The organism is Microlunatus endophyticus, from assembly GCF_014646195.1.
Taxonomy (GTDB): domain Bacteria; phylum Actinomycetota; class Actinomycetes; order Propionibacteriales; family Propionibacteriaceae; genus Microlunatus; species Microlunatus endophyticus.
In genome coordinates this window covers 87,506-106,830 of the sequence record NZ_BMMZ01000009.1, presented here as the reverse complement: position 1 = coordinate 106,830, position 19,325 = coordinate 87,506, and the positions used below count along the sequence as shown (strand labels likewise).

Here is a 19,325-nt window from a genome sequence, read left to right as displayed (position 1 = left end):
CAGGCCCCTATCGGCCCGGGTCCTTGTCCTGGTCCAGGGCTGAGCGCAACCGGTCGATGTGTTCCGAGGCCTGACTCTTGGTGAGATCTGCGGGCAACTCCTCTCCCGTCTGACGGGCGAGTGTGTCCAGGTAGCTCTTCTGGGCAGGGGTGATCGGGTCATCGCCGCTGACCCACTCCTCCGGGTCCTTCTGGAGTGCCGAGCCGTCGGTGGCACCCAGGGTCTCGGCGGCTTGTTTCGCGTCGTGTTCGGGATCCGAGCTGGTCATGCCCCCGCGAGTACCCGTCCAAGCGCTGTCCTACGCGTCGTCCTCGGGAGAGCTCTGTACGAAGACGTCGGCAGCGCCGTTAGGGGTCGGCGGGCCAGGGTATAGCGTCGAGACTTACGGCGTAAGGGCACGCATTCGTCAACCGAACATTGGAGCCGAGATGAGTCAGAATCCTGTCGATCCTCCCCGCCAACCGTCCCCAGCTCTCGATCCAGCCCTCGATCCAGTCCGCGATCCGGCTCGGGATCCAGCGCTGGATCCGGTTGTCGACGCTGGAGGCCCCGGTGATCCGGGATCCACCGCCGACGTCGCCAAGGATCAGGCGGCCGAGATCAAGGAAACGTCCAAGGCGGCCGGCCAGCAGGTGGTGGAGGAGACCAAGCAACAAGCCGCCACGGTCGCTGCCGAGGCCAAGAACCAGACCAGCGACCTGCTGCGGCAAGGCATCGGCGAATTCAATTCCCAGGCCGGCCAGCAGCAACAGCGGTTGGCCGGCTCGGTCCACTCACTTGCCAAGGAACTCGGCGCCATGGCCTCCGCCTCGGACCAGTCCGGCCCGATGACCGGACTGGTCCAGGACGCTTCCCGGCGCGGCGGTGAGATCGCGCAGTGGCTGGAGACCCATGAACCGAACGACATCCTGGACGGCTTGCGGTCTTTCGCTCGCCGCCGTCCGGGAACGTTCCTTCTGGGTGCCGCGGCGGCCGGAGTGTTGGTCGGCCGGCTCGCCCGTGGCATGGCCGGCGATGCCGGCCCGGAACTGCCGGCGACCGAGACCGGAGTACGGGACACCCGGTTGCTCCCAGGCGAGGTGGGGCCGCGATGACCGATCTTCCGAACCGTCCCAGCACCCTGGGTGCCTCCGTACGCCCCGAGGACGAGCCTGCCGACCGGACCTCGGTCGGCACACTTCTGGGCGACATCAGCAAGGATCTGACCACGCTGTTGCGGCAGGAGATCGATCTTGCCAAGGCCGAGGCCAGGCAGTCGGCGATTCGTGCCGGCAGCGGTATCGGGATGTTCGGCGGTGCGGCAGTGGCCGGCCTGCTGTTCCTGGTCTTCCTGTCGGTGGCCGGGTGGTGGGCGCTGGGTGGCGTGATCGGCCGAGGCTGGTCAGGGTTGGTCGTCGCCGGGATCTGGGCGGTCGTCGCCGTGATCCTCGCACTGGTCGGACGCGCCCAGCTGAAGAAGATCAACGGACTACCCGAGACCACCGAAACCGTGAAGAAGATCCCGCCGGCACTGAAGGGTCAGGAGCGTACCGGCGACACGACCACAGGCAGCCAACGAATTGAGGAGCACCGATGAGTAACGATCCCGAGGAGATTCGCGCCGACATCGAGCGCACCAGGGCCCGGCTGAGTGACGATGTCGACACTCTGGCCGACGAGGCCAGCCCCAAGCGCATCGCCCAGCGGCAGACCAACAAGGCCAGGCGCGCGCTGAGCGGCGCCAAGGATCGGATCATGGGAACGGCATCCGACGTCTCCGACACGGCCCGCGACCGGGTGAATTCGGCCGGTGACCAGCTCGCCGGGACGCGTACGGACGCCAAAGCCAGAGCCGCGGAGGTCGGCGACACCGTGCGGGAGCGGACGGAGGGCAATCCGCTGGCGGCAGGCCTGATCGCTTTCGGCGCCGGTTTGCTCGTCTCATCGGTATTCCGGCCTTCGTCTGCCGAGCAGCAGGTCGCCTCGGCAGCCAAGGAGAAGCTGCAACCGCTGGCGGAAGAGGCCAAGCAGGTGGCAGGCGATGCCGCGGACCATTTGAAGGACAGCGCACGCGAGGCGGTCGAGTCGGTCCGCGACACCGCCGGTCATGCGGCTGACCAGGTCAAGGACACCGGCACTTCGGCTGCACAGGACGTGCAGAGCCAGGCCGCCGAGTCCAAGGATGCGGTGCAGCAATCGCAGACGAACTGATCCCCTGATCCTGCTGCGGCCGGCCGGCCTATTGCGACAGCATCAGGTCGAGCCGGTCCAGCAGGTTCTCCAGTGAGGTCTCGAACTCGTCGAGACCGCGGTCCTCGCTGAGCAGTGACTGCATCCTGGTGATGTTGGGCTTCTCGCTGAGGTCGACGTTCTCATCGGCATTCGGCACGGTGGCGCCGCCCTCGTCCAATGGTTCCTCCACCGGCGAGGTCTCGGCGCCGCGGACCGCTGATTCCAGGAGCAGCTGGCCGAGCAGGAAGCTGCTGAAGGCGCGATAGGTCTCCGCGATCTGCTCGTCGGTGAAGCCATACCCACAGAGCGTGCCGATGAAGGACTCGACGAGTTCGAGACTGCGCAGCGGCGGACGCAGCCAGGGCGTGGCAGGGTGCCGGGTGGCCACCAGCGGAAACGCCTGGGGGTGTTCCAGGGCGATATCGCGCATCCGGTGCGCCAGCGTCTGCAAGTAGCCCTGCCAGTGCTCGGTGATGCCTTCCTCGAGGCTGGTCTCCACGTCGTGCAGCATCCCTGCCACGATGGCTTCGAGCAGGTCCTCACGCCCCCGGACGTAGCGGTAGAGACTCATCGCTTCGACGCCGAGTTGCTGGCCGAGATTGCGCATCGACAGCTGCGTGGTGCCGTACTGATCGATGAGCTCGACGGCCGTCCGCACGATGAGGTCACGGCTCAACCCCCTGGATGAGCTGGATCGGGATTCGGTGGACGCCATCTTCCTCACAGACCTCGCATGGACCGGAAAGAAAGTGTGTCACGCGTCCGTTAGCTGAGTCAGCTTACAGGGTAAGCCCCGATCAGGCTTACAACGTAAGGGCTGGTATCGGAAACCGGTCCGGAACCACGAGAGGGGATCCGAGGATGACGATCAGCAAACAGCAACTGCCCGAGTTGGCCGGCGGCAGTGGAAGTGTCTACGACGCGCAGCGCGACAAGATCGGCCGGATCGGCCAGATCTACCTCGACAACGAGAACGGGGAACCGAAGTGGGTGACGGTGAGCACCGGCCTGTTCGGTACCAGTGAGTCCTTCGTGCCGCTAACCGACGCGGTCGCCGACGGTGACGACATCGTGGTGGCCTTCGGCAAGGAGCAGGTGAAGGACGCGCCGCGGATCGAACCGGACGGAGTGCTGTCTCCGGAAGAGGAACATCAGCTGTACTTCTACTACCGGATCGAGCACGGCGATCACGGCCACCACGAGACGGCACAGACCGTCACCGGCGACGCGACCGGGAACGCCGACACCGTGGACCGCGATTCCGGGAATCCGCCTGCGTCCGACTCCGATGCGGCCATGACCAGGTCGGAGGAGCGGTTGAACGTCGGTACCCGGACCGAGGAGGTCGGCCGGGTGCGGCTGCGGAAATACGTGGTGACCGAGAACGTCACCCAGACCGTGCCCGTCTCGCACGAGGAGGTCCGGGTCGAACGCGAGCCCATCACCGATGCCAACCGCGATCAGGCCCTGACCGGTCCGGACATCAGCGAGGACGAGCATGAGGTGGTCCTGCACCAGGAACGCCCCGTCGCGGAGAAGGAAGCTGTCCCCGTCGAGCGGGTGCGGTTGGACACCGACACCGTGACCGATGAGGAGTCGGTCAGCGAGGAGGTCCGCCGCGAAGAGGTCGAGGTGGAGCATCCGGACGACCCGGACGCCGGTCGACGCGGCACGGGCCGCTGATCCTTGCCGTCAGCGGGCGCTTGCGGCCGGTTGTTGATCATTTTGGCGGCGCCGCCGGCCGGTCGGGGTTGCTCCCGGCCGGCCAGTGGCACCTAGACCCCAGAACGATTACCCCCGTCTCCGTTCCAGCCCTGAACGATCCAGTACCCGCTGTCCTGTCCGCATCACATCAGGACTATCGCGGCGGCCACAAGACGACATGCGAAGGCTCGGCGTCTCGACGCGGAGCGAGCGGTACAGCATCCTGGTCCGGTACGCTCCCGGGCGCACTACCTTCTATCCGGGCTGTGGTTTGTCGAGGACCTTTATCGGGCTTGGTCGCCCGGCTCTGCCTGGACAGCCCATGAATGGAGCGAGGGAGTCGAGTGGCCGGTGCCGGACGGAACCGTACGATGATCATGATCGGGGATCGACCGATCTCGGCGATCGGCCTCGGCGGCGCCGGCTGGTCGCTGGGCGACCGGGTGGACGTGGCGCAATCGGTCGCTACGATCCATGCGGCACTGGATGCCGGGATCCGCCTGATCGACACGGCCCGTGCCTACACGACCGTGACCGACGAATCCCACAATGAGGACCTGATCGCCCTGGCCCTCCATGATCATCCGTTGCGTGACGAGGTCTTGGTCGCGACCAAGGGCGGGCACTACCGCGCCGGTCGCGAGAGCTTCCCGTTCGACGGTCGGCCGGCGACTCTGCGGCAGCACTGCGAAGCGAGTCTGAGTCACCTCGGAGTCGATCGGATCGGGCTCTACCAACTGCACCATCCTGACCCGGCCGTGCCGATCGAGGAGAGCGTCCTGGCGCTGCGCGAGCTCCAGGATGAGGGCAAGATCGCGATGATCGGCGTCTCGAACGTCTCACTGACGCTGCTGCGCCGGGCGCAGTCCGTAGCCGACATCGTCTCGGTCCAGAACCAGTTCTCGCTCTTCCACCACGAGGATCCCGGGCTGCTCGCCGCCTGCGCCGAGGCCGGGATCGCCTACCTCGCCTATTCACCCTTGGGCGGTGGCCGGGTCGGTGAGCTGGTGGCTTCGGAGCCGATCCGTACGATCGCCGCCGCACACGGCGCGACGCCGATCCAAGTGGCGCTGGCATGGCTGCGGTCCGCTGGCCATCCCGTCATACCGATCGTCGGGACGCGGCGCGCGGAGGCGATCGTCGAAGCCTCGGGCGCAAGCGCCCTTGAGCTCGACCAGCAGGAGTTGGCTCAGCTTGGCCACGGGTCGGCGACGCTCAGTCCCTAGCCTTCGAGGTGGAGTCCGAACGGATTCGCCTGAACCGCATCCTCGGCGAAGTGGCATGCGACCTGGTGGTCTGAGCCCACGTCGCGCAGCGTCGGTGGCTCGACGGCACAGACCTCCTGCGCCATCGGACATCGGGTGTGGAACCGGCAGCCGGCGGGCGGATCGACCGGGCTGGGGACTTCGCCCGAGACGACAACCGTCTGTCGGTCCGCACCCACGGAGGGTTCAGGCACCGCAGAGAACAGTGCCTGAGTGTAGGGATGCATTGGTCCGGTATAGAGCGAGTCGCGTGCGGCGATCTCGACGATCTGACCGAGGTACATGACCGCGACCCGGTCGCTCATCTGGCCGACCACGGCAAGATCATGGGCGATGAAGAGGTAGGACAGTCCCAGCCTTGTCTGAAGATCGGTGAGCAGCTGCAGAATCTGCGCCTGGATCGAGACGTCAAGTGCTGATACCGGCTCATCGAGCACGATGAACTGTGGTTCGGCGGCGAGGGCCCGGGCGATCCCAATCCGCTGACATTGACCGCCGCTGAACTCGTACGGGTAACGATCAGCGGCATCGGCGGGCAGTCCGACGAGCTCCAGCAGTTCGGTGACTCGGTCCGCGCGCTGGCCCCGCGGCCTTAGGTTATGCACCAGAAGTGGTTCTGCGATGGCATAGCCGACTGTGTGGCGGGCGTTGAGCGAGCCGATCGGATCTTGGAAGACCATCTGCAGGTGTCTCCGCATGGCCGTAAGTTGCCGCCGCGGGAGGGTGGCAAGATCCTGACCCTCGAAGCGCACTTGGCCGCTGGTCGGTCGTTCGAGCATGAGTGCGGCGCGCCCAGTGGTGCTCTTGCCGCAGCCGCTCTCCCCGACGAGCGCGAGGGTCTCGTTGGTTTGGAGTGCGAAATCGATCCCGTCGACTGCGTGGACCGTCTGACTCCGGCCGAAGAGCGCGCCGGGCCCGCGCGTCTCGTAGTGGACGACGAGATCCTTGACCTCAAGCATCGGCGTCGTCGCACGCGTCGGCACCGCGGCTTCGGCTGACACATCCGGCACAGATTGGTCCACGAGGCCTCCCATCAGGCCACCTCGCCGAACTCGACCGGGTGCCAGCACGCGACCGAGTGCTCCCCGGAGGCGAAGCCGGACCCATCCGCCCGGGCCCCGATTCGGAGCAATTCTGGCGTCTCGGTCCGGCATTGGGCAGTCACCCGATCACAGCGCGGCGCAAAGGGGCAGCCCGGGGCGTCTTCTGTCACTCTGGGCGGTGATCCGGGAATGGTCGCGAACGTGCGCGTTCGGGCGGCTGTGAGCCGTGGAACGCACCGCAACAATCCCAGCGTGTATGGATGGGACGGTCGGGCAAAGAGTTCCGCGACGGTTGCCGTCTCCATCACCTTCCCGGCATACATGACGACGACGCGATCGCAATGCCCGGCAACGATACCCAGGTTGTGGGTGATCAAGATCGAGGCCAGATCGGATTCCGCCACCAGACGGTCGAACAGCTCGAGGATCTGGGCCTGGATTGTCACATCCAGAGCCGTCGTCGGCTCGTCGGCGATCAAGAGTCTTGGTTCGCAGGCGATCGCCAGCGCGATCATCACCCGCTGGCGCATGCCGCCCGACAGTTGATGTTGATAGCCGCGCATCCGAGAACCGGGGTCGGGAATACCGACGGAGCGCAGCAGCTCGATCGTCCGATCCGAGCTCTGGGCCTTGGACAGCCCCAGATGCAGGGCAAGCGCTTCCTGGAAGTGCGCCTCGATGGTGATCACTGGATTCATCGAGGTCTGCGGGCTTTGCGGGATCATGCCGATCTGACCACCACGGAGGCGTCGAAGGTCCCGCTCCGGGAGACCGATCACATCGCTGCCGTCGAAACGGATGTGCCCGGATGAGATCCGGCCTGGTGCGGGAACCATCCGGGCGATCGCGGCGGCCGAGACGCTCTTGCCCGAGCCGCTCTCGCCAACCACTCCCAGGCGTTCGCCTGCGCGAACGGTCAGGTCCAGACCGCGGACGGCGTACAACATCCCCCGTTCGAGGGGAAACGAGACCCGCAAGTCGTCGATCTCCAGCAACGCAGGGTGCTCGGCCGGATTGGTTGTCGCAGTGCTCAAAGGATCTACCTAGCGGGAGGCGGATTGACGGGATGACGGGTCGATAGCATCGCGCATGCCGTCGCCGCAGAAGCTGAAAGCCAAGGTGGCAAGGGCGATGCAGACTGTCGGCACCATAACGGTCCACAGATCGATCGACAGGTACTGAGTGCCGTCGTTGAGCATTTTCCCCCAATCGGCAAGCGGGTCCTGGACGCCGAGCCCGAGGAAACTGAAGCCTGCCGAGGCGAAGATCGTTGCGGGTATTTCCTGTACCAGGAAAATGATCAGCGGCCCGACTGCACTTGGCAAGAGGTGGATGATCAGGATCCGCCAGGTCGGGACTCCCACCGCCTGGGCGGCGAGCACGAAGTCGCGGTTGCGGAGCGAAATGTACTGGGCTCGGGCCAATCGCGCGAATCCGAGCCAGGACGAGATGCCGAGGAACAGGATCAGCTTTCCGACACTGTTGCCGAACAGGGCGATCAGCAGCAACGCCACCAGGATCTGCGGCACCATGGTGAAGATCTCGAAGAGCCGCAGCGCGACGAAGTCGACGGCTCGTCCGTACCAGCCGGCGAGGATGCCGATGGGGATGCCGATCACAGCGCCGAGTAGGGGGGCTCCGATCGCGACCAGCATCGACGTACGCGCTCCGTAGATGGCCCGGCTGAGTAGGTCACGGCCGAGCCGGTCGGTTCCGAGAAGATGACCGCGGCTGGGACCGGCGAGCGAGTTCGCCAGATCTTGTACCTGATATCCCTGAGGCGCGATCAGCGGGGCGAGGATTGCAGTCAGCAGGATCAACACAACGACGATTCCGCTGACCAATGCGAGCTTGTTGCGTCGGAACCGTCGCCACGCCGTGCGCCAGAAGCCGGGTGTGGCCGCTGTGATCGGTTTCGTGTCGACAGTGATCGCAGTCATCGGGACAGCCCTTCCAGCCGGACCCGCGGATCGAGCACCGTGTACGCGACATCGCTGAGGATGTAGCAGGTTCCCCACAGCGCGGCGACGATGAGCACCAATGCGAGAATCAATGGGTAATCCCGGTGCAGACTTGCAGTGGTGAAGTAGCTTCCGAGGCCGGGAACCGCGAAGGTCGCTTCGATGAAGATCGATCCGGTCAGAATGTTGGGGATGTTCGGCCCCATAATCGTGATCAGCGGGATGAGTGCTGTGCGCAAGACGTAGCGAAACGTCAACCTGCGTTCGGAAAGACCACGCGCGCGTCCCATTCGCACGTAGTCGGCGTAGGTCACCTCAAGGGTCGTCGCGCGGGTATATCGCGCCATTAATGCCAGTGGATACAGGGAGAAGGCGACTACCGGCAGGATAACGTCCTGTGGCTGACCCCAGCCACCCACCGGAAGCCAACCGAGACGGACGCCGAACACGGTGATCAACACGAAGCCCACGACATAGTTCGGCAGTGCGATGCCAGCCGTCGAGACCGTCGAGGTCAGTATCCGATCCACCCAGGTGTTGTGCTTCAGAGCAGCAATACAGCCGAGCACAACTCCACCGATGTAGGAGATGCCGATCGTCCAGGCGCCGATGATCAAGGTGGCAGGCCATGCCTGCGCGATCAGCCCGGTCACCGTCATCGTCGGTTGGCTGAACGGTGTTCCGAAGTCGCCGTGCAACACCGCCCAAAGCCAGTTCAGGTACTGCCTCCAGATGGGCTGGTCCAAGCCGTACTTCCGCATGATGTTTTCCATCGCGGGCTTCGGGAGTGGCTGCTGGGTCTGATCGAACGGTCCACCCGGGACAGCGTGCATCAGAGCGAAGACCACCATGGTCATGACCAACATCACGCAGATCAGCGTCAGGAAACGTTTCGCCAGATAGGCGACCATCCGGCCGCTCCTCTCAAGTAGCGCCGGACCGAGTCATGAACCGAGGAGTGTCTGGGGCTGTCGCTTGGAGTCGCTCACGTTCGACGCGACATGGAGGGTATCCATCGAATCGCTCGTCGGCGAGAATCCCGGCCATTGGATGCCGTCGTAGCCGAGGTCATTCTTGGTCAGAGCCGCACCCTGCATGTACGGGCCGTAGTAGTAGCCGTACAGCGGGTGGAAGATGAACACAGCCGGCGCCTGCTGAGTCAGTAGCACCTGGGCCTTCGTGTAGATCTCTTGTCGCTTGGTCTTGTCGCTCTCTGCAGCGCCCTGGGCCAGCAGATCGTCGTACTGCTTGTTGTTCCAGTTGTGCCGGCCGTTGCTCTTGTAGACGCTGAGCATGTTGGACGCATCAAAATAGTCCATCCCGTACGACACCATGCCCATAGTGATTTCGGTCGGCTTCTTGTTCATCCGGTCGTAGAAGGTGGTCTGGTCGATCTGCTGCAGCTTGATGTTGATGCCGAGGACTTTGTTCCAGTTCTCGACCAGCGCCTGAACCACGGAATCGGAGCTCGCGGCTGCATTCGGGAACCAGTCGAAGGTGACGGCCGGGAAGCCCTGACCATTCGGGTAGCCGGCCTGGGCCAGGAGTGACTTTGCCTTTGTGGGGTCGTAATTCGTGTACTGCTTCAGTTCGTCACCGATCGCGAACGGGTAACCAGGCATCAGGTAACCGTACGCGGGGCTGGCCAGTGGAGCGAGGATGTTGTTGACCAGCGGATCGCGGTCGACGGAATGAGCGAACGCCTGACGCACCTCCAGCTTGTCGAACGGCGATTTGGTGACGTCGAAGAAGACGTACCAGATCTTGAAGTCTTGGGGGTTCTTGTACAGATGGAGCTTCTTCAGTTGGGAGTTCCTGCTCGCAGCTTTGACGTCGATCGGGCCCGCGTTGATCGTGTCCACCTCGCCGGTCTGAAAGCGCGGCAGCATGTCGCCTCCGGCATAGATCTTGGCGACCAGGCCTGCGATGGGCGGTTTGATCGGTCCGCTGTACTTCTTGTTCGGTTCGAGCACCACGGTGGATGTGGGTTCGAAAGTCTTGAGGGCGTAGTCCCCGCAGGTCACCGACGTCGCCGGGTCGATGTTGTACTGGCCAGAGCCGTGCTTGTGCAAGGCAGCGGCCGACAGAGGTGTCGTGTAGAGGCACGCGGACGGCATGAACGCCACCGGCGCATCACTCTCGAAAACCAACGTGTACTTGTCTGCGCCCTGGCGCACACCGATCTCGCTGGTCGGTACCTTACCGGCCACTGCCTCGGTATAGTTCTTGATCACCCCGGACCAGAACCATGCGAAGTCCCAAGCGTGCTTCGGATCCGCTGAATATCGCAGCGTCTCGACAAAATCAGCCGCGGTCAGTTCGGCACCGTCTGACCAGTTGATCCCCTTGCGGAGGTGGAAGGTCCAACTCTTGCCGTCCGAGGACTGTTCCCAGCTGGTTGCCGCGGCGGGGACGATTCCGTAGTTCTTGGTCAGCCTGACCAGCGGGATGGTGAACTGGTCGGCCAGCGGTGCACGGGAGTAGACCGTCTCATAGAAGTCCATGGCCTTGTAGGTCACGCCGGTCGAGTCGAAAGGCTGGACATAGTACTGATCGGACGCCGGTGCAGAGCCCGCAGGGAGGGTGACGCCCAGCGCATTCTTGGAGCCTGCGCCCGACGACTGTTTCGATGTCCCTCCGCCACAGGCGGCCAACAGGGCGGTCAAGGCTCCGGCGCTACCAGCTGCCAGAAGATTCCGCCGGTTGAGGATCAGGGCCTTGTCTGTAACCAGGGTCGGACCTTGGGCTGGTATCAGGCTTGCCACAGCTGCGTTTCCCCTCTCGGAAGAACACCTGTTGATCAAGAGAAATCTTGTACGGACTCCAGAACGGATTGATCATGATTACCACGTCTGCCCATCGCGCATCCCGATCAGACACACGATTGTGACAAAGCGATACAGCGCGTTGATCAAGAGAGATCAACGGCGTCAAGGCTGCCGGGTCAGCAGATCTTGTGCTTCTGCCAGCGCAACTCCTCGTCGTATCCGACCAACTGCAGATCATGATCGCTCCAGTAGTACTGCAGGTTCTCGTCGGTCCAGCCCTCGTACACCTCGTCCCAGCTCAGGACGTTGCAGTGCGGGCTGATCGCGCCGTACGTGATCGGCTCGTCGTCGCGCTGGTATCTCATGTCCACCGACAACCGAACCTGTTCGCCGGGGGTGTTCGGTTGGCTGCGATGCACGGTCAGGCTGGTGAAGGTGAGCACGTCGCCAGCGCGGAAGTCGGCGACGCCCCAGTTGTAGCCCGAGTTGCAGATGTAGGCCTCCAGTTCACCGGCGCCCTGGGCGGCGTGATAAGTCAGCAGACCATCAGCATGGGACCCGACGAGGACCGTGAGCCCACCCAACTCGACAGGGCAATCGCCCAACGGGAACCAGGCGGTCCAGACGTTCTTGGTGCCCTGGATGTGGATGAAGTCCTGATGGGCAGGTGTCGGGGACGAGCCACGTCCCGGAACCATCACCCGCGCGATCGACAGCGGCTGACGGAGCACGCGCCCACCGAGCAGACCGTCGTACAGGTCCAGTAGTGCCCGGTCGTGGCCGATGCCGTGGAAGTCCTGGATCCGGTACACGTCCTGGTAGGCCTCCCGTGGCACGCCGGTGCCGCAGAATGCCGCTGCGACCGGATCCACCCGATCGAAGGCGGCGGTGTCGGCGACGCCGTCCATGACATCGGTGCCCGGCTTGAGCCATCCGTGGTCGGCGACCACGTGCATGATCTGCCTCCGGACATCGAGAACCTTGTCGCGGTCGAGGAGTCCTCGGAAGAAGAGGTACCCGTCCTGGCCGGCACGCTCGAGCAGCCGACGAGGGTCCCCGAGCAGCGGGGTGGAATCGGTCAACTCGACCGAGGGAATCTGGGTGCTGTCCGTCACGGTGGTCATCGCGGCTGCCTCCTGTGGTCTGCCGGTCGCCAACACGTCTGGGAACCACTCTGCACCGACACCGCCGACCTGTCCATGCATCCACGTCTGAGCACCGTCCGGGCATCGTGGACAGGACCAAGGTCCCTTTCCTGATTAGGACATGTCCATTTTGGACACGACCCTGCTACTGTTCTTGTTGTCGGGAACCACGGCCCGCTGTCGGGGGCAGCTGCGGCCGATCGAGCGAGTCCTGGCTTGGTAAGGAAATGTCGCGGCATTCGTGTGGAGCGATCCGATGGAACGTCGGGGGACTCCTGCGTGAGCGCTCCACACGAATGCGACGGCAGAGGTAAATCTAATTCTCGGGGGAGAGTGAACTGACATGCGGTTTCTGTTTCTGTCTTTGGCCATCACCGTGATGGTGCTCGTCGTGAACAACTGGCGTTTGCAGCACCGCAATCATTGAGCCTCCGGCCTTGGTCGGCGCGGCAGATCGTCTCGGAAAACCGTTGATGCGACTCGCGAGACGAAACACATGTCAGAGCTAGTCGGGCGGTAGCGTTGTCCAGCGATGCCTCCCACCTCTCCCAGGTCGTCGCACCCACTGTCACGGACCCGCCGAGCCGGCTTGATCATGCTGGGGCTCTTGGTGCTCACGGCACAACTTCGGTCCGTCCCGCACGCGGCAGCAGCTCCCTTACAACTGCCGCTCGATGATCTCGGGCAGTCGACGAGCCTCGCGCTGACCGCCGACTCGACCAGTGATCTCACCCTCCCGGTGCCGGAGGGCCTGAAGGCCGACCGCCTGACCGGGACCATCCAGGTCAGCGGAGCTGGTGACGACACGGCGCTCGAGGTCTTCGCCGGAGACCGTCAGTTGGCCAAGATCGCGTTGACGGGCGAAGCCGGGGAGTCGCTGCCCTTGTCGGTCGGGTTGCCGACCGCTGCAAGCGATGGCTCGGTGGATCTTTCCTTCCGACTGGACCAGAAGTCCGGAGTCTGCGGAACCGGCGAGAACTCGGCAACCCAGATCGTCGGAATGGCGCTGAAATACCAGGGCACTCCCAAAGTCCCGACCGGCATCAACGAATTCCTGCCGTCGGTTCTCACGGGTCTGACGATTGTGATTCCGGACAAGCCTTCCGCGGCCGTCGGGTCGGCGGCCGTACGACTGGCATCCGCCATTGCCGCCCGCTACTCCCCGGCGACCCCGACAATCCGGCTGAAGTCGGCAACTGAGCACCTCGCGGCCGCCACCGGGCTGGGACGCCGGGTCACCTTCACGGGCTCCGGTGCCGCCGGACTGACGCTCGGTCCGGGCGGGACGCAGTTGACGATCGGCGGAGACGGTGATGCCCTGACGGCGCAGGTTGCGGCCCTGACCAGCGACCTTGCCACCCTCGCCAGTGGAACCAGCGCGACTGCGGATGGCCGTACGACGATTCCGCAGGATCCACCCGAGACCCAGACGCTGACCCAGTTGGGCATCGGCGGGCTGGCGACCGACGGCGGTGGCTCTGCAACGGTGCACTTGGGCATCGAGTCTGCCCAGGTCGCCGGCGTCGCCGGCGGCTGGCGGCTTCATCTGGTCGGCACCGCGGTGACGAACAGCCAACGCTCACCTCAAGGGCGACAGGGCAGCCTCGTTCTGTACGCCGACGGCACACCGTTGCAGACGTGGCCGTTGACCAGCAACGACTTCGACCTCACTACGCAGGTGCCCGCGACCAGGATCGGAAGATTCACCGACCTCAGCCTGGTGGCGCTGTCGGACGGCGCCGGTTGTAACACTGGGCTCCAGACAACTCTGGCGATCGATCCTGCTTCGACTCTGACGACGTCGTCCTCGACCCGCGGCACCTCGACCTTCACGCGATTGCCAGCCGCGCTGCAGCCCAGATACGTGCTCGGATCCCCGAGCGACGACGCCAGCGCTGTTGCCGATTCGGTGACCGTGGCAGTCGCGCTGCAGCGGCTGAGTCCCGGGACCGCCCTGACACCGCAGTGGCAGCCCGGCCTCGAGCAGGCGCTGCAGTCCCGGCTCCCGGCGGTGTTGCTGGTCGGCGACCAGCCGCTGCCTGATGTCCCAGGACTTCCGCTCCGCTTCAGCCGGACCAGCATCACGGTCCCTGACGGCAGACGGTTGCAGACGACCGTCGACGCTGCCGCGCTGCAACTGACGACATCGAACAGTCGTACCGTGCTCGTCGAGCAGGCGAGTTCCGAAGCCGGTGAACGCGGGCTGATCACCTGGCTGCAACGACCGGACAGCCTGGCCGGGCTGACCGGAGTCGGTGCAGTCCGCTCGGCCGATGGCACCGTCAAAACCTTCGGAGCAGTCAGCGATCCTGGCGTCGCCGAATCGACCCGTACCGACTCGACATCGGTCGGAATACCGACCACCTGGGTGGCGGCGATCGGCGGGGCCGTCGGAGGTGCCGTCATCGTGGGCGCGGCGTTGTTGATCATCCTCCGGGTTCGCCGTCGCGGGGGTCCGTCGGCCAAGACGAGCCGCGATGGCCGCACCCGCTGACGTTGTCGACGCGACGCCGACGTGGTGGCAGTCGGTCAACCGGTCGCTGGGCAGCCTGACACTTCGCTGGCTGGTGTTGGTGGTCGCCTCGGTCGTCGCCTTCAGGTCCAGCATTGCGTCGATCGCCAACAGTGTCAGTCAGGATCTCGAGCTCAGCTACGTCCCGGTGGTGGTGATCTACGCGATCTTCGCAGCCACCGCGACCGTCCGGGCCGGACGTCCCCGGATCGAGATTCACGACCGGGAGACCGATGTCATCGTCGGCGGCATCACGCTGGTCCTGGCAGTGGTCGCCACCAGCCTGCTCGCGCCGACGCTGAACACCGGCTATCGGATGTGGCGGGTGGATCTGCTCATGATGTGGATCTTCATCGGAAGTGCCGGGGTGCTGCTCTTCGGGTTGCGCCGGGTGTTCCAGTACCGCTGGGCCTGGGCGACGCTTGGTCTCATCTGGCCGCTGCCGTCCCGCCTGGTCCGCTACGTGCTCGGCGACGGCAGCCTGCGCTGGGGCGCGGGTGTCCAACTCCTGGTGATCATCCTGCTCCTGATGGGCGGACGCCGGTCGGGCGAGCGCCGGTGGTGGGTCGCCCCGGTGCTCGGAGCAGCTGCCGGTGCCCCGTTCATCCTGCTCAACCCCGATCGGGTGAGTTTCCTGGTCGTCGTGCCAGCCCTGGTCGCGATGGCGGTCGGAGGGTCGGTGTGGGTGTGGCGCTGTCGGGACCAGCGGCCGCACGGCATCGCGGCGCCCGCGGTGGCTGCGCCTCGGTTCGGTGCGCTCCTGATCATGGTGGTCGCGGGGATTGCAACGGTCGTGATCCCACCGCTGCCGCCGCTGCAGGAGCCGACCGTGTTGCCGGCGGACGGTCCGCACCGGGAGCCGGGGTCCTTGATCCCGGCCGGCTGGCGGCAGATCGATCGGCAGGATTATCCCGATCAGAGCACCTACTTCGGTGTGAATGCGAGCTGGGTTCGTTACAAGGTGCAGGCGATCGGACCGCACACGGGCCCGGAAGCGGTCGACGCCGAGGGCCGACACCGGGAGATGGTCATCGACGTGCTGACCACGCAGAAGCAGCACAGCTTCGACCTCTTTCCGATCGGCACCACCTATCCGATCAGCCGGCTCGAGTTGTCGCCCGCCACGCGTGTTGATCTTGGTGACGGTGTCACCGGCCAGCTCTATGCGGCTGTGGATCCGCAGAAGCTGCTCGCCTGGAGCATGTTGACCTTCACGATCTCACTACCGGCCGACCGCGCCGTCCGCCATCCGGACCCGGACGGGCCACCCGTACTGACCCAGCGGATCACGCTGCTGCTCGTCGATGATCATCGTCCGAGCGCACAATTCCCCAAGCCCGCGCACGCGCTCCTGGACAGCTTCCGAGCTGTCCTGACATCGGTCCTGCGGGGCCAGGCCCAGGTCCAGGTCCCGCAGATCAAGAACGCCGACCTTCTCGAGACCGCCGGTCGGCAGGAACTGGCCCAGCGTGTTGCAGGTGCCCGATGAGCACGCGCCCCGGCGCCGCCAGCGTCCCCGACGATGCTCTGGTCGAGGCAGTGGACGGGCTGCGTCGGAGGGATCCGTTGGCCAGCGCAGCGACGGTATTCGTACCGTGGCAGACCCGTACGCTGCTGGTCGCCGCTGCGTTGCTGATCGCGGGACTGGTGCTGCTGCCTGGGGCGACGGTGGTCATCGTGACCGCGGCTGTCGCGGTGCTGTATCTGGCCACGATGGTGCAGCGCGTCCTGTTGTTCGTCGCCGGGCTGGACGAGCGGACGATCCTGACGGTCTCCGAAGCCGAGGCCCGTGAGTTGGCTGATGATGATCTCCCGCGCTACACCGTGCTGGTGCCCGCCTACGGTGAGCCCGAGGTCATCGGGCAACTGCTCGAACACCTGGGGGCATTGGAGTATCCGGCCGACAAGCTCGAGATCCTGGTCCTGCTCGAAGCGGACGACACCGCCACGGTCGAAGCCGCGCAGGCGGCCGGAGTCGAGTCGCCGATGCGGCTGATCCTGGTGCCGCCTGCCGAGCCGCGGACCAAACCGAAGGCCTGCAACTACGGCATGCAGTTCGCGACCGGCGAGATCATCACGATCTACGACGCCGAGGACATCCCGGACCCGCTGCAGCTGCGACGTGCGGTCGTGCTGTTCCGCCGCGACCCCGGACTCGCCTGCATCCAGGCACGGTTGGCCTTCCACAACAGCGACCAGAATCTGCTGACCGGGTGGTTCGCGGCGGAGTACGGCCTGTGGTTCCGGTATCTGCTGCCGGGTTTGGCATCGCGCCGTTGGCCGGTGCCACTGGGTGGCACCTCCAACCACCTGCAGGCGAAGGTTCTTGCTGAAGCCGGTGGCTGGGATCCGTACAACGTCACCGAGGACGCCGACCTCGGACTGCGGCTGGCCCGGCGCGGCTATCGGACCGGTGTCCTCGAATCGATCACCTGGGAGGAGGCCAACAGCGACGCCATCAACTGGATCCGGCAGCGTTCCCGTTGGTACAAGGGTTATCTGCAATCCTGCCTGGTGGCGCTTCGCCGCCCCAGGAACGCCCTCCGTGTGATCGGATTGCGTGGCACCGTCGCCATGACCCTGTTGCTTGCCGGCACGCCGATCGCTGCGGCCTCGAATCTGATCTTCTGGCTGGTGGCGTTCATCTGGCTTCTCGGCCAGCCCGCCGCGATCGCAGTCGCCTACCCGGCACCGGTGTATTACATGGCCCTGACCAGTTTCGTGATCGGTAACGTGCTCGCCCTCTACAGCACGCTGCTCGGTGCTCGCGCCGGTGGTGACACCAATCTGCTGATGGCCTGTCTGCTCACCCCGCTGTACTGGATCCTGATGGCGATTGCTGCTCTCAAGGGGATCTGGCAGCTGCTGGTCCGCCCCTCCTATTGGGAGAAGACCGTCCATGGGCTGGACGGGCAGGACGACGAACGGACCGGGCACGATCGTGATCATGAATCCGAGTCGGCGGTGCCGTCATCGTGAGCGCCGGTCAACTGCTGAGGAACGACGATCCGATCCGTGCCGTACGGGGCTACCGGATGGTCTGGGTCGTCGTGATGTCGGTCTGCTACATCGCCGTGGGCCTTTGGCTGTCCTATGGCAAGGGTGTGATTCTCGGCGATGCACTCAGCCGGGTCGCGGATGCGCGCTTCGTGTTGTTTAGCCGGGATCCGCATCTGGCGGCCATGGGCTTCGTCTTCACACCGCTGACCACTTTCCTGGAGCTGCCGCTGGTTGCGGTGATGGAGCACTGGCCGAGTCTGCTGGCTCACGACGTCCCCGGGATCGTCGTGTCGGCTATCGCTATGAGCCTTGCGGTGTTGCAGATCGCCGGGACGTTGCGCGATCGGCGGGTGGGATCCGGGTGGATCGTGGCGGTCTGTGCCATGGTGGCTCTGCATCCCATGATCGTCTTCTATGCCGCCAACGGCATGAGCGAGGCGCTTTTCCTGCTCTTCATGGCGATCTGTACGCGCGGTTTGCTGCGGTGGATGGCTTCCGACGACGTCCATGATCTTGCTCTGGTCGGTATCGGGCTGGCTCTCGGCTTTCTGGTCCGGTACGACGCGCTCGCGGTGGGGATCGGCTCTGCCGTCCTGGTCGCCGGCACGACGTTGTGGCGGACGCGTTCGACGCTGCGGATGCGCGCACATGCGATGGCTATGGATGTCGCGATCGTCGTGGCGCCGATCGTGACAGCCTTCCTGCTGTGGAGCGCTGTCAGCTGGTTGACAACGGGCGATGCCCTGGCGCAGTTCACCTCCGACTACGGCAACACCACGATCCTGGCCCTGTCCGGCGGAGCCGGTCACGATCCGTTGTATCGGGCCGGATTCGAGATCGTCGAATGGCTCGCGCTGGAGCCGATGATTTTCGTGATCATCGCCGTCGCGGCGGTGTGGACCGCGGCGCGTCGGGTCCCGGACGCATTGCCCGCACTCGTCGTCTACGGGGCCGTGCTCGGATTTCAGGCATTCTCCTACTTCCGTGGCGACACGTTCGGCTTCCTGCGGTTCGCGATCACTGTGGTCCCGCTCGCCGGCACGCTCGTCGGCATGCTCAGACCTCGTCAGGGCCTGTTGTTCAGCCGACGTGCGGGTCCGGCCGCCCACCTCCAGGGTTCCGACCATGAGCTGAGCCGGTCCCGCCGGCTGGCCAGCTGGGCGGCGGTCGTGGGACTACTGCTGCCCGGCGTAGTGATCGCGCCCTTGACGATGTCGAAGCCGCAGATCGCGAACCAGGAGTACGCCGCCACCATCTCCGTGCTGGGGATGCCGGCGTCCCCGCAGGTCGGTTTGGAGGTGGAGACACAACAGCGGACCTTCCGGACCGAGCGCGATGTCGCCCGTTACCTTGACGGCCAACATCTGCCGCCAGGCTCCGTCATCACCGACACGCTGTTCGGCTACGCCGTCGTGGCGGCGTCCAGTAACCCGCGGCAGTTCGTCATCCCCAGTGACAGTGATTTCGTCAACGCGCTCAATGATCCCGCCGCCCACCACGTCCGCTATCTGTTGACGGTCCCGGACAGCGGCCGGGGGACCACCGACGCGGTCAACCGCCGATATCCGACCATCTACGCCAACGGTGCCGACGCCGGGATCCTGGAGCTCGCATTTCCCAACAGCGGCAGCGATCAGCCGGATTACCGTCTCTATCGGGTCCGAGCGACCGCCTGAGCACATCCGGGTCTGCGCCGCCAACAGGTCCCGACCACCG

17 protein-coding genes and 1 pseudogene are annotated in these 19,325 nt (G+C 65.1%); 9 read left to right on the top strand and 9 right to left on the bottom strand.

Translation table 11 applies throughout. The annotated features are described in order from the left end of the window. Positions 1-7 precede the first annotated feature (7 nt). Complete coding sequence (locus IEY07_RS16990) at positions 8-268, bottom strand: DUF3072 domain-containing protein (protein WP_188896593.1); 261 nt, start codon at positions 266-268, stop codon at positions 8-10. A 160-nt stretch (positions 269-428) separates the two neighbouring features. Between IEY07_RS16990 and IEY07_RS16985 the strand changes: the two genes are divergently transcribed. The 3 genes from IEY07_RS16985 to IEY07_RS16975 are packed head-to-tail and all read left to right on the top strand — an operon-like array spanning position 429 to position 2,190. After that, positions 429-1,094 carry a hypothetical protein gene (locus IEY07_RS16985; RefSeq protein ID WP_188896592.1) on the top strand — a complete coding sequence of 222 codons (666 nt, stop codon included), beginning with the start codon at positions 429-431 and terminating at the stop codon, positions 1,092-1,094. Beyond that, complete coding sequence (locus IEY07_RS16980) at positions 1,091-1,576, top strand: phage holin family protein (protein WP_188896591.1); 486 nt, start codon at positions 1,091-1,093, stop codon at positions 1,574-1,576. The genes IEY07_RS16985 and IEY07_RS16980 overlap by 4 nt, the downstream gene beginning before the upstream one ends. After that, positions 1,573-2,190, top strand: a complete 618-nt coding sequence (locus IEY07_RS16975) for a DUF3618 domain-containing protein (RefSeq protein ID WP_188896590.1) — start codon at positions 1,573-1,575, stop codon at positions 2,188-2,190. Before IEY07_RS16980 ends, IEY07_RS16975 begins: the two co-directional genes overlap by 4 nt. Positions 2,191-2,218: 28 nt before the next feature. On the opposite strand, the gene IEY07_RS16970 is transcribed toward IEY07_RS16975, so the two are convergent. Further along, complete coding sequence (locus tag IEY07_RS16970) at positions 2,219-2,887, bottom strand: TetR/AcrR family transcriptional regulator (RefSeq protein ID WP_229670206.1); 669 nt, start codon at positions 2,885-2,887, stop codon at positions 2,219-2,221. A gap of 185 nt (positions 2,888-3,072) precedes the next feature. Here IEY07_RS16970 and IEY07_RS16965 point away from each other — a divergent pair, with 185 nt between their 5' ends. Continuing rightward, positions 3,073-3,894, top strand: coding sequence for a DUF2382 domain-containing protein (locus tag IEY07_RS16965; RefSeq protein WP_188896588.1), 822 nt, complete (start codon positions 3,073-3,075; stop codon positions 3,892-3,894). A 392-nt stretch (positions 3,895-4,286) separates the two neighbouring features. Beyond that, on the top strand, positions 4,287-5,141 hold the full coding sequence (locus IEY07_RS16960) for an aldo/keto reductase (RefSeq protein WP_188896587.1): 855 nt from the start codon (positions 4,287-4,289) through the stop codon (positions 5,139-5,141). Here the strand turns inward: IEY07_RS16960 and IEY07_RS16955 are convergent. The 7 genes and pseudogenes from IEY07_RS16955 to IEY07_RS16930 form a co-directional block, all read right to left on the bottom strand. Continuing rightward, positions 5,138-6,214: an ABC transporter ATP-binding protein gene (locus IEY07_RS16955; RefSeq protein WP_188896586.1), complete on the bottom strand. Its 1,077-nt coding sequence runs from the start codon at positions 6,212-6,214 to the stop codon at positions 5,138-5,140. The genes IEY07_RS16960 and IEY07_RS16955 overlap by 4 nt on opposite strands. Next, positions 6,214-7,257 carry an ABC transporter ATP-binding protein gene (locus IEY07_RS16950; RefSeq protein ID WP_229670204.1) on the bottom strand — a complete coding sequence of 348 codons (1,044 nt, stop codon included), beginning with the start codon at positions 7,255-7,257 and terminating at the stop codon, positions 6,214-6,216. The genes IEY07_RS16955 and IEY07_RS16950 overlap by 1 nt, the downstream gene beginning before the upstream one ends. Before the next feature lie 9 nt (positions 7,258-7,266). Further along, complete coding sequence (locus IEY07_RS16945; RefSeq protein ID WP_229670202.1) at positions 7,267-7,878, bottom strand: ABC transporter permease; 612 nt, start codon at positions 7,876-7,878, stop codon at positions 7,267-7,269. Between the two features lie 90 nt (positions 7,879-7,968). Then, a pseudogene (locus tag IEY07_RS24815) lies at positions 7,969-8,163 on the bottom strand (hypothetical protein); the annotation flags it as partial. Further along, entirely contained in the window at positions 8,160-9,095 is a 936-nt protein-coding gene (locus IEY07_RS16940) for an ABC transporter permease (protein ID WP_188896584.1), read from the bottom strand. The pseudogene IEY07_RS24815 and the gene IEY07_RS16940, both read right to left, overlap by 4 nt. Positions 9,096-9,128: 33 nt before the next feature. Beyond that, positions 9,129-10,703, bottom strand: coding sequence for a peptide ABC transporter substrate-binding protein (locus IEY07_RS16935; RefSeq protein ID WP_188896583.1), 1,575 nt, complete (start codon positions 10,701-10,703; stop codon positions 9,129-9,131). A gap of 425 nt (positions 10,704-11,128) precedes the next feature. Continuing rightward, positions 11,129-12,076: a phytanoyl-CoA dioxygenase family protein gene (locus IEY07_RS16930; RefSeq protein ID WP_188896582.1), complete on the bottom strand. Its 948-nt coding sequence runs from the start codon at positions 12,074-12,076 to the stop codon at positions 11,129-11,131. Positions 12,077-12,692: 616 nt separating this feature from the next. Between IEY07_RS16930 and IEY07_RS16925 the strand changes: the two genes are divergently transcribed. Genes IEY07_RS16925 through IEY07_RS16910 form a run of 4 tightly spaced genes read left to right on the top strand, consistent with a single transcriptional unit; the run spans position 12,693 to position 19,285 of the window. Then, positions 12,693-14,591, top strand: coding sequence for a hypothetical protein (locus IEY07_RS16925; RefSeq protein WP_188896581.1), 1,899 nt, complete (start codon positions 12,693-12,695; stop codon positions 14,589-14,591). Next, complete coding sequence (locus tag IEY07_RS16920) at positions 14,575-16,098, top strand: hypothetical protein (RefSeq protein WP_188896580.1); 1,524 nt, start codon at positions 14,575-14,577, stop codon at positions 16,096-16,098. Before IEY07_RS16925 ends, IEY07_RS16920 begins: the two co-directional genes overlap by 17 nt. Next, the gene (locus tag IEY07_RS16915) at positions 16,095-17,588 is read left to right on the top strand and encodes a glycosyltransferase (protein ID WP_188896579.1); all 1,494 of its coding nucleotides are present in this window, start codon (positions 16,095-16,097) and stop codon (positions 17,586-17,588) included. Before IEY07_RS16920 ends, IEY07_RS16915 begins: the two co-directional genes overlap by 4 nt. Further along, positions 17,585-19,285, top strand: coding sequence for an ArnT family glycosyltransferase (locus tag IEY07_RS16910; protein ID WP_229670201.1), 1,701 nt, complete (start codon positions 17,585-17,587; stop codon positions 19,283-19,285). The genes IEY07_RS16915 and IEY07_RS16910 overlap by 4 nt, the downstream gene beginning before the upstream one ends. Positions 19,286-19,325 lie beyond the last annotated feature (40 nt).

Coding starts and splice junctions, on each gene's coding strand:
- IEY07_RS16915 (WP_188896579.1), top strand. CDS start 16,095: ATGAGCACGCGCCCCGGCGCCGCCAGCGTCCCCGACGATGCTCTGGTC.
- IEY07_RS16985 (WP_188896592.1), top strand. CDS start 429: ATGAGTCAGAATCCTGTCGATCCTCCCCGCCAACCGTCCCCAGCTCTC.
- IEY07_RS16920 (WP_188896580.1), top strand. CDS start 14,575: ATGGCCGCACCCGCTGACGTTGTCGACGCGACGCCGACGTGGTGGCAG.
- IEY07_RS16975 (WP_188896590.1), top strand. CDS start 1,573: ATGAGTAACGATCCCGAGGAGATTCGCGCCGACATCGAGCGCACCAGG.
- IEY07_RS16965 (WP_188896588.1), top strand. CDS start 3,073: ATGACGATCAGCAAACAGCAACTGCCCGAGTTGGCCGGCGGCAGTGGA.
- IEY07_RS16990 (WP_188896593.1), bottom strand. CDS start 268: ATGACCAGCTCGGATCCCGAACACGACGCGAAACAAGCCGCCGAGACC.
- IEY07_RS16960 (WP_188896587.1), top strand. CDS start 4,287: ATGATCATGATCGGGGATCGACCGATCTCGGCGATCGGCCTCGGCGGC.
- IEY07_RS16940 (WP_188896584.1), bottom strand. CDS start 9,095: ATGGTCGCCTATCTGGCGAAACGTTTCCTGACGCTGATCTGCGTGATG.
- IEY07_RS16930 (WP_188896582.1), bottom strand. CDS start 12,076: ATGACCACCGTGACGGACAGCACCCAGATTCCCTCGGTCGAGTTGACC.
- IEY07_RS16980 (WP_188896591.1), top strand. CDS start 1,091: ATGACCGATCTTCCGAACCGTCCCAGCACCCTGGGTGCCTCCGTACGC.
- IEY07_RS16925 (WP_188896581.1), top strand. CDS start 12,693: ATGCTGGGGCTCTTGGTGCTCACGGCACAACTTCGGTCCGTCCCGCAC.
- IEY07_RS16955 (WP_188896586.1), bottom strand. CDS start 6,214: ATGGGAGGCCTCGTGGACCAATCTGTGCCGGATGTGTCAGCCGAAGCC.
- IEY07_RS16945 (WP_229670202.1), bottom strand. CDS start 7,878: ATGCTGGTCGCGATCGGAGCCCCCCTACTCGGCGCTGTGATCGGCATC.